At 50.2% G+C, this 13642-nt stretch carries 14 protein-coding genes and 1 other annotated feature; of the genes, 1 reads left to right on the forward strand and 13 read right to left on the reverse strand.

The features are described 5' to 3' along the window. Nucleotides 1–397: 397 nt before the first annotated feature. The 3 genes from KQJ23_RS21750 to lspA all read right to left on the reverse strand — a co-directional run bounded on the left by KQJ23_RS21750 (nucleotide 398) and on the right by lspA (nucleotide 3275). Nucleotides 398–1651, reverse strand: a complete 1254-nt coding sequence (locus KQJ23_RS21750) for an LL-diaminopimelate aminotransferase (RefSeq protein ID WP_216481013.1) — start codon at nucleotides 1649–1651, stop codon at nucleotides 398–400. 179 nt (nucleotides 1652–1830) lie between these two features. Then, nucleotides 1831–2784 (reverse strand): RluA family pseudouridine synthase, encoded by a 954-nt coding sequence (locus KQJ23_RS21755; RefSeq protein WP_216481014.1) that lies wholly within the window; start codon nucleotides 2782–2784, stop codon nucleotides 1831–1833. Further along, on the reverse strand, nucleotides 2781–3275 hold the full coding sequence (gene lspA / locus KQJ23_RS21760) for a signal peptidase II (RefSeq protein ID WP_216481015.1): 495 nt from the start codon (nucleotides 3273–3275) through the stop codon (nucleotides 2781–2783). The genes KQJ23_RS21755 and lspA overlap by 4 nt, the downstream gene beginning before the upstream one ends. A 239-nt stretch (nucleotides 3276–3514) precedes the next feature. Here lspA and KQJ23_RS21765 point away from each other — a divergent pair, with 239 nt between their 5' ends. Beyond that, the gene (locus KQJ23_RS21765) at nucleotides 3515–4234 is read left to right on the forward strand and encodes a TraR/DksA C4-type zinc finger protein (RefSeq protein WP_216481016.1); all 720 of its coding nucleotides are present in this window, start codon (nucleotides 3515–3517) and stop codon (nucleotides 4232–4234) included. A 197-nt stretch (nucleotides 4235–4431) separates the two neighbouring features. Here KQJ23_RS21765 and KQJ23_RS21770 read toward each other — a convergent pair whose 3' ends face one another. The 10 genes from KQJ23_RS21770 to sigG all read right to left on the reverse strand — a co-directional run bounded on the left by KQJ23_RS21770 (nucleotide 4432) and on the right by sigG (nucleotide 13582). Then, complete coding sequence (locus KQJ23_RS21770; protein ID WP_249529987.1) at nucleotides 4432–4806, reverse strand: DUF5665 domain-containing protein; 375 nt, start codon at nucleotides 4804–4806, stop codon at nucleotides 4432–4434. A 112-nt stretch (nucleotides 4807–4918) separates the two neighbouring features. Continuing rightward, entirely contained in the window at nucleotides 4919–8014 is a 3096-nt protein-coding gene (ileS, locus tag KQJ23_RS21775; RefSeq protein WP_216481017.1) for an isoleucine--tRNA ligase, read from the reverse strand. A gap of 68 nt (nucleotides 8015–8082) precedes the next feature. Continuing rightward, nucleotides 8083–8367: a binding site (T-box leader), on the reverse strand. 222 nt (nucleotides 8368–8589) lie between these two features. Continuing rightward, nucleotides 8590–9105 carry a DivIVA domain-containing protein gene (locus tag KQJ23_RS21780; protein ID WP_216481018.1) on the reverse strand — a complete coding sequence of 172 codons (516 nt, stop codon included), beginning with the start codon at nucleotides 9103–9105 and terminating at the stop codon, nucleotides 8590–8592. 61 nt (nucleotides 9106–9166) lie between these two features. Further along, nucleotides 9167–9949 (reverse strand): YlmH family RNA-binding protein, encoded by a 783-nt coding sequence (locus KQJ23_RS21785; protein ID WP_216481019.1) that lies wholly within the window; start codon nucleotides 9947–9949, stop codon nucleotides 9167–9169. Between the two features lie 14 nt (nucleotides 9950–9963). Next, nucleotides 9964–10227, reverse strand: coding sequence for a YggT family protein (locus KQJ23_RS21790; RefSeq protein WP_488175241.1), 264 nt, complete (start codon nucleotides 10225–10227; stop codon nucleotides 9964–9966). Nucleotides 10228–10234: 7 nt separating this feature from the next. Beyond that, nucleotides 10235–10684 carry a cell division protein SepF gene (locus tag KQJ23_RS21795; RefSeq protein ID WP_216481021.1) on the reverse strand — a complete coding sequence of 150 codons (450 nt, stop codon included), beginning with the start codon at nucleotides 10682–10684 and terminating at the stop codon, nucleotides 10235–10237. Beyond that, nucleotides 10684–11373, reverse strand: coding sequence for a YggS family pyridoxal phosphate-dependent enzyme (locus KQJ23_RS21800; RefSeq protein ID WP_216481022.1), 690 nt, complete (start codon nucleotides 11371–11373; stop codon nucleotides 10684–10686). The genes KQJ23_RS21795 and KQJ23_RS21800 overlap by 1 nt, the downstream gene beginning before the upstream one ends. Nucleotides 11374–11380: 7 nt before the next feature. Beyond that, nucleotides 11381–12235, reverse strand: coding sequence for a peptidoglycan editing factor PgeF (gene pgeF, locus KQJ23_RS21805; protein ID WP_216481023.1), 855 nt, complete (start codon nucleotides 12233–12235; stop codon nucleotides 11381–11383). Nucleotides 12236–12340: 105 nt separating this feature from the next. After that, nucleotides 12341–12670: a YlmC/YmxH family sporulation protein gene (locus KQJ23_RS21810; protein ID WP_044479269.1), complete on the reverse strand. Its 330-nt coding sequence runs from the start codon at nucleotides 12668–12670 to the stop codon at nucleotides 12341–12343. A 129-nt stretch (nucleotides 12671–12799) separates the two neighbouring features. Next, nucleotides 12800–13582 (reverse strand): RNA polymerase sporulation sigma factor SigG, encoded by a 783-nt coding sequence (sigG, locus tag KQJ23_RS21815; RefSeq protein ID WP_216481024.1) that lies wholly within the window; start codon nucleotides 13580–13582, stop codon nucleotides 12800–12802. Between the last annotated feature and the right edge of the window lie 60 nt (nucleotides 13583–13642).

The raw sequence follows: 13642 nt of genomic DNA on the forward strand, positions 1-13642 counted from the left end.
CCTATGAGGTACCGGATGACGCTGATGCATTACAAACAGTAACTGCGCATTATTGCACCTTCAGCGGGTAGCATGCCGCAGGGAGATAAGTTAATAACAGTGCAGTTATTGCTATGCAGCTTAGGCATAGCTATGTGCAGACTGCAGTGCAGTTGAACCCAAAAGCGAAGTAACCAGGGCATAAGTGTGAAGGGTTGTGAAGAAGCGGAGCGTTCGCCTTTGTGAGCGGATTTCTCCCTTGTTAGAACTTAGTCCAATCAGGGAAATCCGCGAACAACAGCGATCATAGCAACTCTTCACACGTTGCCCCCTCTAACTCGCCCTCCAATATTTTAACTATATTCCGCTGGTACGCATTTTCCTGCTTGCATGCCGCAGTCACTCACCAGAATGCTGCCTAAAACACAAACTTCACTCCACCAAGGCGGCCCTTGATCTCTTCGATCACCTGCTTCTCGGCTTCAATACCGTTAGCTGCAAAGGTTACAGAAAAACGGACGTAATGCCCGGCATCATCCCAGGGCACGGTCGAGATCAGCTTCTCACGAATTAAATATTGAGAGAAGTCTTCCGCGGATGCGAAGGACGGGCCTCCCTCCACGCCTTGTGGAGCTTCGACATAAAGGAAAAAGGAGCCTCGAGGTTTTTTCGCCTTGAAGCCTAATTCATTCAGTGCCTCGACCAACAGATTGTGACGCCGCGAATACTTCTCCGCAATCTTCTCGGTAATCTCCGGCTTTGACAGTCCATATGCCGCCGCCTTCTGAATGGCGATAAACTGTCCTGAATCATTATTGTCCTTCACGTCGCTAAATGCCTTAATAATCAAGGGATTTCCGGCGACAAACCCGATTCTCCAGCCGGTCATATTATACGACTTGGACAAAGAATGCAATTCGACGCCTACCTCTTTGGCTCCGGGAACGGACAAGAAGCTCAGCGGCTTAAGGCCGTCATAAGTCAAAGCAGCATATGGCGCATCATGAACTACGACAATATCGTATTTCTTGGCCCAGGTCACAACCTCGATAAAGAACTCCTTTGTTGCACTGGCTCCCGTAGGATTGTTCGGATAATTCAGGTAGATCAATTTTGCTTTTGCCGCAATCTCCTCCGGGATGGAGGCCAGATCCGGAAGGAACTGATTCTCTTCCGTGAGAGGCACATGATATACTTCGCCGCCCAGATATTGGGTATGGGTTCCGAGTACCGGGTATCCCGGAACCGTCAATATGGCAAGGTCACCCGGATTAATGAAGCAGGACGGCAGCATGGCCAACGCCGGCTTGGAGCCGATCGAATGAACGATTTCCGTAACCGGATCAATCCCCTCCACGCCAAAGACTTCTTTCAGATACCTGGAGGCTGCTTCCTTAAACTCGGGAATCCCGTTATCCGCATAACCCCGGTTTTCTGGCTTGGCAGCCTCCTCAGCCAGCTTGGCCACAATTCCGGCATCTGCCATTTCGTCAGGCTCGCCCACCCCCATATCGATCAATTCAATATCCGGGAAGTCCTTCCTTGCGGCCGCTTTGGCCCGTTTGATCTTCTCAAATTTATAAATTGCAGTATCTTTACCGTAATTCGCTCCGCCGATTCGGTCAGCAAACTGCCGTTGGATAAACGTGTCTTGATATTGCTCTATGCTCATAACCGACAACTCCTTATTTAACTTGAAAATGCAGAACATTTCCCCTTTTCATATTGCTGGAATGCCGGTTTTTTAACAATGGATTAAACACCAGAACGTTTGTACTATCCGACTACATAGACACAAAAAATCCCCGGCTCAGCTATCGCTACGTGCGATTCTAAGCCAGGGAATCTTCATTACCGATTGCGCAAGGAATGAAGCAATTCCTCCATATCATCAGGGAGGGGTGCCGAGAATTCTTTATACTCTCCGCTTGCCGGATGGACAAAGCCCAGGACCGCGGCATGAAGCGCTTGTCCTTGCATTTTAATGCCCTTGCTTCTGCCATACAATGGATCTCCCACAAGCGGATGTCCGATAAATTTCATATGCACCCGGATTTGGTGGGTACGGCCCGTCTCAAGCTTCAGCTCCAGCAAGGTGTAGTCGCCAAATCGCTCGACAACCTGAAAATGAGTCACTGCAGGCTTGCTGTTACGTTCGATTACCGTGTACATTTTCCGGTCATGCGGATCCCGGCCAATCGGCGCATCCACCGTTCCTTGATCATGGCTGACATGCCCATGCACGAGCGCATAATACTTCCGGGTTACAGAATGCTCCTTCAATTGGGCAGCCAGAGAAGCGTGAGCCATATCATTCTTGGCAGCCATCAACAGCCCGGAGGTATCCTTATCAATGCGGTGAACAATACCTGGCCGCAGTTCCCCATTGATCCCCGACAGGTCCTTGCAATGATGCATGAGCGCATTGACCAGGGTTCCGCAAGCATGTCCCGGTGCCGGGTGAACGACCATCCCGCGCTGCTTGTTCACAACGATAACATCGCTGTCCTCGTAGTAAATATCCAACGGGATGGCTTCGGGCACGATCTCTACCGGCTGAGCATCGGGAATCGTTAACGTAACCGTATCTCCGGCGTTCATTTTATAATTCGACTTTACTTGTTCACCATTGACGGCAATATCGCCATTCTCAATCCATAGCTGAATTTGACTGCGAGAATATTCGTCCCCGGTGATGGACTTGACGTATTTATCAATTCTCTCTCTGGCACTCTCCGGCTTTACGGTCCATTCCTGGCCCGTGCCTTCCTCCAGATCAAGCCAATTTTCCTCGTTATAAGTCATACTTGCTCCTCTTGTTTGATCTCTGCTGCTTGCTGCTTCTCCCGGCGAATCTCCAAAATGGAATCCAGAATAATCAGCGCCACGCCGACAACAATGCATGAATCCGCAACATTAAAAATCGGGAAGGTATATGACCCGAAATTGAATTGCAGGAAATCCACGACTTCTCCGGTCAGCGCGCGATCGAAGAAATTACCAACCGCACCGCCAAGCACAAGCGCAAGTGCCGTTTGAAGCAAACGGTTGCCTGATTTTTTTATCTTAAGCATGTACCACACGATACCGATCAATACGACCGTAGTTACCACAATAAAAAACCAACGCTGATCCTGTAAAATCCCAAAGGCTGCGCCACGGTTACGATGAGAGGTAATCAGGAAGAAGTTGCCGATGACCGGAATTTGTTCGTTAATGGTCAAGCTCGTTGCAATCCAATACTTCGTTGCCTGGTCAATGAGAAATGCGATCAATGCGATCAGAAAAAATATCACTCGGGAAGTCACCTCGTTAATTTAGTTATGCCCAGGGAAGATCCCGGCAGAAATAACCACTTCTAAGACCTGTATATTGTAGCACAGCGGGAAATGAACCGTCCATGCGCGAAAGGATTTTCCTTAGGTAAAACGTCATGTCTCGGTGCAGAATAGCAGTATGACCAAAGCACCCGGGCATGATTCGCCATTCCTTCTGATTCAATAAACGAAAGCTCGGAAAGGAGTACGATATAACCATGACCTCAGCTAACTTGAACAACGCGCAATTAGCCGAATTGAAGGACCAGCTCGAGCAGGCCGAGGCCGATCTGCGGCACAGGCTCGCAGAGCAAGGACATTATGGCCTGAACGAGTCCCTACGCGATAATACGAGCGAGCTGTCTGCTATTGACAATCATCCCGCCGATATCGGCAGTGAAACCTTTGAGCGGGGTAAGGATCTAGCCTTGAACGAGCATGCCGAGCTGCGGCTTACACGCATTCAGGATGCCCTGTCCAAGCTAGAGAACGGCAGCTACGGCTGCTGCGAGGCTTGTGGACAAGCGATTGGCTACGAGCGGCTTCAAGCCATTCCCGAGACTGAATACTGCCGGGAACACAGCCCTCAGTCCTTCGTCTCTGCAAAACGTCCGATCGAGGAACTGTTCCTTGCCCCTCCATTTGGCCGCACAAGCCTGGATGAACACGAAGAGCAAAATGGATTTGACGGAGAAGACGCCTGGCAGATCGTTGAGGGCTTCGGTACTTCCAATTCTCCAGCCATGGCGGAGGAAAACGAGATCGATGACTATAATGATATGGAGATTGAAGCCTCTGCTGAGCTGGACGGGTTCGTAGAGCCTTATGAATCCTTCGTTGCTACCGATATTTATGGTCAAAATGTGTTCTTTTACCGTAACGGCGTATACCGCAAGCACATGAAGGCCACAGAGCATCTGGACAGCGAGGATTCTTAGGAGGATGTTCAAAAAGTCAGCTTTTGATCACGAAGTAATTCAGGAGGGTCATTCGACATCGAATCTTGCGTTTACCCTAGAAGTCCGGCACTCATGTAGGGTTTGCCTACACTCCGTTCCTCCTTCTTCGGGTTCTCGCAACCACCTTCTCGGTGCTGAAAACCTGACTTATTGAACTCGTACTTTGAGCAGCGGCTCTAATACGTATTAAGCTCGAGCTGGCGCTGAACGATGCGCACAACATCGGCGATGTAATCTCCGATAATCGGCAAATTCAAGGCCCCAAGCAACTGGAGAAGATAAATAATCGTCGCGGCAAAAAAAGTAAAACCGATCGCAATTCCGACACCGCGCGCCGTTCCTGACAGCAGATTGAGCCAGATCAACCGCCATGGTCTGTTCAGCAGCTGTGTATATTCCGCAATGCGTGATTTCTCTAATTGCCGGGTCCAGGTTAGCGTCAGACGGTGCAGCTCATTCATTTGTTGTTCCAGCTCTGTCTTCGACTGATTTTGTTCTTCAGCCGAACCGCCGGAGCTTTCTGGTTTCTTATCCGTCTCGCCTTGCCTCATCCCGTACCTCCTCCGCAAAATGGAAACGAGCCCCAAGCAGAGCGTCCTCCTAATCAGGAGGACTTTCTCTGCCCAAGCTCGTTTCTTTGTTCGTTATAGCCTAGTATGGCCTTTAGGCTTGAATATAAACACCGATTTGCTTGGAGCCTAGATCCACGGATTCTCCGAGCTTCTCATCATCTGTATAAGCCACATCGGTTAAAAGCACATTATCACGGAGGACTTGTTCAAAGGCCGTAATCGCCGACTTAAGTTCCTCATCTACACGCAGCGTTAGATGAACCCGCTTCTCGATCGGCAGATCCAGCTTCTTGCGGGTATCCTGCACCGCACGGACAACCTCGCGTACCCAACCCTCTTGTTCAAGCTCAGGCGTAATATCCGTATTCAGGGCTACGGTTATACCATATCCTGATGCCGAAGCAAATCCGGATTTCGCCTGCTTCTCCACAAGCAGTTCCTCTGCAGTAATGCTTAGCTCCTCCCCTTCAGGGGAAGTCACATTGAAGCCGCCATTTTCCACGATGGTACGGGTCTGCGCAGCTTCCAGCTCTTTGAGGTAGCCCTGGAGGAAACCGATATTTTTCCCGTATTTTTTGCCGGCAACCTTCAAATTCATCTTGAGCGTGAAATCGACGAACCCGCTGTCACTGTGCTCGATCTCGATCGCCTTGACATTAATCTCGTCCTTGATGATCTCTTCATAATCAGCTACTGCAAAATCACGGTCCATCGATACGATCAAAGCCGATAACGGCTGGCGTGTCTTGATTCCGGTCTCGTTACGAACATTCCGCGCCAGCTCCACAATTTGACGCGCGCTTTCCATATCCGCTTCCAGAGCCGTATCAATCAGCGCCTCGTCGGCAACCGGATAATTCGCCAGATGGACACTCTCGCCGCCTCCGAGATTCGTAAAGATATCCTCGGACATCATCGGTGTGAATGGAGCCATCAGCTTCGATACGGTCAGCAGCACCTGAACAAGCGTCTGGTAGGCGGATAATTTGTCTTCGCCAAGTCCGCTGCCCCAGAAACGGTCACGGGAACGGCGGATGTACCAGTTGCTAAGTTCGTCGATGAACGCCTCGATTGCCTTGGATGTATTTACGAAGTCATTGACGACCAGCCCCTTATCCACCAACAGGATCAGACTGTTCAAACGAGACAGGATCCAGCGGTCCAGCTTGTTCGAGGAAGGGCGATACGGATGCTCTTCCGGCTTGTAACCATCGATTCCGGCGTATAGCGTGAGGAATGCGTGCGTGTTCACCAGGGTATCGACAACCTTGGATTTGGCTTCAGCTACGATCCCCTTGGAGAAACGCTTGCTATTCCACGGCGCACTGTCAGACAATAGAGCCCAGCGGAACGCATCGGTTCCGAATTCATTGATGATCTCCCACGGATCAATAACATTGCCCTTGGATTTGGACATCTTCTGCCCGTTCTCATCCAGTACGTGCCCAGTTGCAATAACTGCTTTATAAGGGGCCTTGCCTGTAAACAAAGTGGACACTGCCAGGAGGCTGTAGAACCAGCCGCGGGTCTGGTCGATGCCTTCACAGATCATGTCCGCAGGGAATTGATCCTCAAATGTCTCCTTGTTCTCGAACGGGTAATGATGCTGTGCGAACGGCATCGAACCGCTGTCGAACCATACGTCGATGACTTCGCTGGTCCGTTCCATGATGCCACCCTCACAATGCGGGCAAGCTACCTTCACTTCGTCAACATATGGCTTGTGCAGCTCCAGGTTCTCGCTAACCTCATGAGCCGCATGAGCGCGAAGCTCCTCCAGGCTATGCGGAGCGAATTGTCCTCCGCAGTCCGGGCATACCCAGACATTAAGCGGCGTTCCCCAATAGCGGTTCCGGCTGATATTCCAATCCACCAGTTCCTCGAGGAATTTGCCAAAGCGTCCTTCCCGCACATGGCCCGGATACCAGGTCACGGAATTATTATTTGCAATCAATTGATCTTTCACGGCCGTCGTCTCAATGAACCAGCTGTCCATGGCATAATAGAGCAGCGGGGATTTACAGCGCCAGCAGAACGGATAGCTATGCTCATACTTTTCTTTACTGTACAAGAGTCCTCGCTCAGACAGGTTCTTCACAATATCAAGATCGCAATCCTTAACGAACCGTCCGGCAAAATCGCTCACCGTATCCTGATAGCGCCCTTGGTTATTCACTACGCTCACATAACTGATGCCATTCTCACGGCAAGTACGATAGTCATCCTCACCATGTGCCGGCGCCATATGAACAATCCCAGTACCGCTTGCATCAGTAACGAAGGATGCGCCTACGATCACATTGATCTTATCCGCTTGTACATAGCTAAAAGGCGGAGTATAGGTTTGGCCGACAAGCTCGGCTCCCTTAAGCGTAGATTCGATGGAGTAGTCCCCCTTCATAACCTTCTCCACCAGGTTGCGGGCGACAATATATACTCCATCCTCCTGCTTTACTCTTGCATATTCCATATCGGGATTCACTGCAAGAGCAACGTGGGCAGGCAGCGTCCAAGGCGTGGTCGTCCAGGCCAGTACATATTCACCGCTGTCCTTCAACTTGAACTTGGCTGTAGCACTCAGATCCTTTACATCCTCATAGCCTTGGGCAACCTCGTGCGAACTAAGGGACGTCTGGCAACAAGGACAATAAGGGCTTACCCGATGACCCTTATATAACAGTCCTTTCTCATGAATGGTCGCCAGAATGTTCCATACACTTTCGATATAGTTGTTTTCAAGGGTGATGTAAGGGTGATCCAGATCGGTCCAATAGGCGATAGCCTCTGTGAATTCGCGCCATTGCTTCTCATAGCCGAATACACTGTCCTTACACTTCTTGATAAATGCTTCCACGCCATATTTCTCGATCTCTTGCTTGCCCGAAATACCAAGCACCTTCTCTACGCCCAGCTCAACCGGCAGACCGTGCGTATCCCAGCCGGCCTTGCGCACAACCCTGTAACCCTTCATCGTCTGATAGCGGCCGACGAAATCCTTGATTACACGGCCCAGCACGTGGCCGATATGCGGCATGCCGTTCGCAGTAGGAGGACCTTCAAAGAACACATAATTCGGTCGTCCCTCCCGGTTCTCGATACTTCTCTTGAAAGTATCCTCGACATTCCATTTATCCAGAATCCGCATGTCTCTGGCTCGTGCTTTTTCCCTTACATCGACCTTTTTCATTTCATTTCAGCTTCCCTTCTTCAATTTGCATGACTGCTTCTTAAAAACAACAAAAAAAGCCCCGCCCCAAAAGGGACGAGACTCTGCTCGCGTTACCACCCTTGTTCCACGTTATCCTGCATTCCGGCAATTCTAAGCTGCCGGGAGGTACGTGACACTCTGATCCCATACGCATCATATGGGGCCGGTATAACGGCCGACAGCCGGTATGACTTACTCCCCTGCCAAGCAGGTCGTTTCAGTCAGACTTCTCCGGGATGATCTTCCGTCAGCGCCTTGAACATTGGCTTTCAGCAATCGCCAACTCTCTGAGGAACAAAAGGCTGCGTACTCTTTCCCATCATCGAATCCATATCAACTTTTGATCACGATGTAATTCATGATGACAATTCGACATCGAATCTTGAATTCAGCCGTGCCTTCCGTTGCTCACGTGGGTTTTGCCCACGCTCCGCTACTCAGTCCCTAGCTTCATTCAACCTTCTCGGTGCTGAAAAGCTGATCTTTGAACACTTATCGTAATTATAAATTTATTTATAACGTATTATCTCTACAAATGTCAACCGGGCAAGTAACTAGTACAGTTCCTTTACCTCGCGTTGACGCTCAGTATCCTCGTTCCGGTCACGGCTGCTATCTAGCGAATCCCAGCCATCCTGACTGAGCAGATCGAGCTGGGCTTCAACCAACGTCCGGAAACGAGCGCGGTAAATCGAAGCCTGCTTCTTGAGTTCTTCCACCTCAAGCGCAATTTTGCGGGATTTGGACAACGACTCGTTAACGATTCGGTCAGCGTTCTTCTCCGCTTCCTTCACGATCAACTGCGCTTCCTTCTTCGCGTTATTCTTCACTTCGTCGGCCGCTTCTTGCGCGACGATAATCGTCTTGCTAAGAGTCTCCTCTATATTGGAGAAATGATCCAGCTTCTCCTGCAGGGTCAGCAGTTGATTGTGCAGTTCCTTATTCTCTCGGATCACAATCTCGTAATCTTTAATGACCTGGTCAAGAAATTCGTTAACCTCATCCTCATCATAACCGCGAATGCGTCTAGAAAACTCCTTGTTATGTATATCCAGCGGTGTCAATGGCATGATCCGCACCTCCTATAAAGTAGTCTATTTCGACAGAAACAGAAAATTTCCTGCAAACGGATCAGATAAATTTGCCGATCTTTACCCTAAGTCTGCCCTTTTTGGTAATGCCGTCGCATTCCAAAACCTTGAAGCGGCCGAAGCCTTGAAGCGCGACGATATCTCCTGCCTTAAGCGCCGTGGAGGGGTCCTCCTCCGTTCGAAAGTTCACCCTGCAACGCCCTGCCTTGATCGGTACGAGCACCTTGCTGCGGCTTAGCCGGAACACATCGCTTGCAATCCCGTCTAAACGTAAAGAAGCCACTGTCAAGTCTAGCGGCTCAAGGGCAGCTTCTGTCGTCTTCAATGCATTCAATTCAAGGATCTCTGTCATAACGTTTACACGGTGCACCTGATGAAGACTCATCGTGAGAAAAGGAGCAATCTCTTCGGCAACAACGATATGACAGCCATCTTCCCGCACATGGATATCCCCGATTTTTTCACGCTTCAATCCGATCCCGAGCACGGCTCCAAGGTAATCTCCATGCTGCAGCGATGAAAGCAGCTGATCATCTGAAGTAATATCCAATACCTTCATACGCATCGGCTCACTGGATACGTCACGGTAGTCGGGAGCTATCAAGGCGCGTCTTCGTTCCGCCCCCTCATAGCCGCCGTCCAAGCACAAGGCTGCATCAGCATGCTGGTTAACCAGTGTTTGCAATATAAAGCTTTGCCGCGGGTCCAGAAAATCAGTGAGCTTGACCTCATGATAATCCCCGGCATTCACCACCCATTCCCAAGCCTTGTCCACAAAGGGACGTTCCTCCGGTTTGAAATGATCATAGATGTCATGTCGCATGGCAAAGCCTCACCTTAAAAGATAAACTGCAGTACGGCGATCAGACCGAAAGCTGCCAGACGAAGGACGAAAATCGCCACGATCGGCGAAAAGTCAATCATGCCCATCAGCGGCGGAATAAAGCGCCGGAACGGCGACAAATAAGGCTCAACCAGCTTGCCCAGCCATTCCCCAATAACGCTCTCACGGGCGTTAGGCAGCCATGACATCAAAATATAAACCAAAATCATGTAAAAATAAATTTGGTACAGCAGCATTACAATACTATAGATCCCCAAGCTGTCCTCACCTCATTTTGTTGTAATCGGAATCCTCGGTCAGTATTTCCGTAATCGATCCTTGAATCTCCACCGTATCCGGTGTGCAGAGGAAAATATTGCCCCCAATTTTTGAAATGCTTCCACTGAGCGCATAAATTGTTCCGCTAAGGAAATCGATAATTCGCATCGCCTGATCATTTCGGACACGCTGCAGATTTACGACCACACTTCGATGAGAACGTAAATGGTCCGCGATTTCCTGGGCCTCGTCATAAGAACGCGGCTCATACAGAATGACCTTGACATTTTTTTGCGAGTGAATGCTGACTACGTTGTTTCCCTTTTGGTTTTTACGATTTTCAAAGCTAGGGGTTTCAAATTCCGGCTGTTCCTGTACCGAAAATTGTTCACGCTCTACGACTTCTTCCTCTTCCTGCAGCCCCAAAAAGTTCATAAACCGGTTCATAACTCCCATTAGATCTGTTCCCCTCCCACTAAAAGAGTTCCGAGGCGAACCCATGTCGCCCCTTCTTCCACAGCTACTTCAAAATCACCCGACATGCCCATAGACAGCTCAGTCAGAGGCTTGCCATATACATTGCTCGTATTAAGCTTGTCCCTAAGCTCTCGAAGTCCGCGGAAGACAGGACGCGTCTCCTCCGGATCGTCACAGTCCGGCGCCATCGTCATAAGCCCAATAACCGATACATGCTGCAGCTTCGCAGCCTCTCTCAAGAAGGCCTCCGCTTCTTCGGGTGAAATGCCCTGCTTGGAAGCCTCTCCGGATACATTCACCTGCAGGAATGCCTTAACTTCAATGCTGGCAGCAGTTGCCCGCTTCTCCAGCTCCTCAGCCAGCGACCATCGGTCAAGTGAATGAATATATTGAAATTTACCTATGATGTCCTTCACTTTTCTGCTCTGAAGGTGGCCGATAAAATGCCATACCCCCTGCCCTTCAAGGGCTTCCCATTTCGGCACTGCGACTCCCGGCCGGTTCTCCCCTATATCGACGATACCGGACTCCAGGATCTGACGGGTCATATCCACAGACACGTACTTGGTGACTGCGACAATTCCCACCTCTTCCGGTAGTCTTCCGCTGCGTGCGCAGGCCGCCGCGATCCGTTCCCTTACATGCTGTATTCGCTGTTCCAATGCCAAGAAAGGATCACCTCTCCTTCAACCCAATCCAGCTTGCCATTCTTCCGGTTACCCCCTGATGCTTGCGATAAGAAAAGAACGCGTCGTCATGGCAGCTTGTACACCAACTTGTACATTCGATATTCATCGGCAATATTCCTGCTTTTATCATAATAATTCGATTCAATTCTTTCAAGTTCAGCATACTTCGGCCTTTTGCCTCAGAAGGAGCCGCAACTGCTGTAAGTGTATCCTCCTGTTCATCAAGATGCGCCATTGCTTCCCGGACACGCCCCATCACGGCTTCGTCCACCTCATAGCAGCACCCTCCAATACTCGGCCCGATTGCTGTTCTGATCTCGCTTCTGAGGCTTCCGTACTCCTGTTCCATCACCCGGACAACTTCCTCGGCGATCAGGCCAACCGTCCCTTTCCAGCCTGCATGAGCCAATCCAACCACCTTTTTAACCGGATCCAAAAAGTAAAGCGGCACGCAATCGGCATAGAATGAGGTCAAAAGGATTCCCGGTACATCTGTGACGAGACCATCCGTAGCTTGGAAAGCGTTCTCTCGCTGATGCAAACCTCTTCCCTTGTCCTCAGCCCTTACGCAAGCAATGCGGGTTCCATGCACCTGCTCCCCGCAAGTCCAGGCATCCTGCGCGAATCCAAGCGCTGCTGTCAGCCTGCTCCGATTCTCCAGTACATCCTCCGGCTTGTCTCCGACGTGGAGGGCCAGATTAAAGCTGTTGTAAGGAGCGCTGCTTATTCCACCGCCTCGTCCGGTAAAGCCGACACGGATAGGAGGCAGCTGTGATTCCCAAACTTTCAAGCCGTACAGTTCAGGTGCTCCTTCACTAGCATTCCTTACAAACGGTTCCATCATCCATCTCTCCTTACCGCACATCACAAATAAGACATATAATTACACAGTGTACCACAACCCCGCCCCGGCCGCGCCCCGGACTAAAGTCCGGGTACCCTGACGTCAGCTTCTCCGCTCGGTCCGGCCATCCCGGTCGATGTATACGGTAGTCTCATAATTAGCCGGACGGTCACGCGCCTCTTCCATTTTCACCAGGACGACGTCCGATCCGATCTTGACGATATTTTTCCAAGGAATAATCAGGTCTCCGCCATTACCGAACAGTCCCAGAAACCGCCCGCCCGCCGGAACGACAATGGCCTCAATGACTCCTTGGCGGAGATCGAGCTCCAGGTCGCTGATTTGCCCCAGCCGTCTGCCGTCCACCACGTTAATGACATCCTTTGTCTGGAAATCGGAAATTTTCATACTTGCTCTGACGATGTTGTCCATCCATTCATCCCCCCCGCCCATTTGCTATTCCATATACTATATGTCCGTCGCTTTGAAAACATAAGCACATAAAAAACCGTCCGGATCATCTCCGAACGGTAAAATTTGCTTTAAGGGCACACATGGGACTTAAGATTTGACATGCTTCTGCATCTGCAGAATAGCGGATTTCTCCAACCTGGATACCTGGGCTTGCGATATGCCGATCTCATCGGCAACCTCCATTTGGGTTTTGCCTTCAAAGAATCGCATCGAGAGAATCATCTTCTCCCGCCGGCCCAGTCTTTGCATCGCTTCACGAAGCGCGATCTCCTCGATCCAGGACACATCCTTGTTCTTGTCGTCACTGATCTGATCCATTACATAGATCGGGTCGCCCCCATCATGATAGATCGGCTCAAACAGGGAGACAGGATCCTGAATCGCATCCAACGCGAAGACCACATCCTCCTTCGGCAAGCCCAGCGCTTCGGAAATCTCGAATATCGTCGGCTCTCGTGAATTTTGATTTGTCAGGCTGTCCCGCATCTGAAGCGCCTTATAAGCGATATCTCGCAAACTGCGGGAGACGCGGATCGGATTATTGTCGCGAAGATAGCGGCGAATTTCTCCGATGATCATGGGAACCGCGTAGGTTGAAAATTTGACGTTCTGCGACAAATCAAAATTATCGATAGCTTTCATGAGTCCGATGCAGCCCACCTGGAACAGGTCGTCCACATACTCTCCCCGATTATTGAACCGCTGGATGACACTCAGTACGAGTCTGAGGTTGCCATTTACTAACTTTTCTCTGGCTGATCTTACATGGTCTTGCTGCAGTGAATGGAACAATTCACGCATTTCCGTATTGGTTAGAACCGGCAATTTGGCGGTATCGACACCGCAAATCTCGACTTTATTTCGGGTCATCAAGTCTACCTCCCAAGGAGAAACATTAATGATCATTATCTCCCGGGCCTGTATTTTTAT

This window comes from Paenibacillus brevis, assembly GCF_018919145.1.
Classification (GTDB): Bacteria; Bacillota; Bacilli; order Paenibacillales; family Paenibacillaceae; genus Fontibacillus; species Fontibacillus brevis.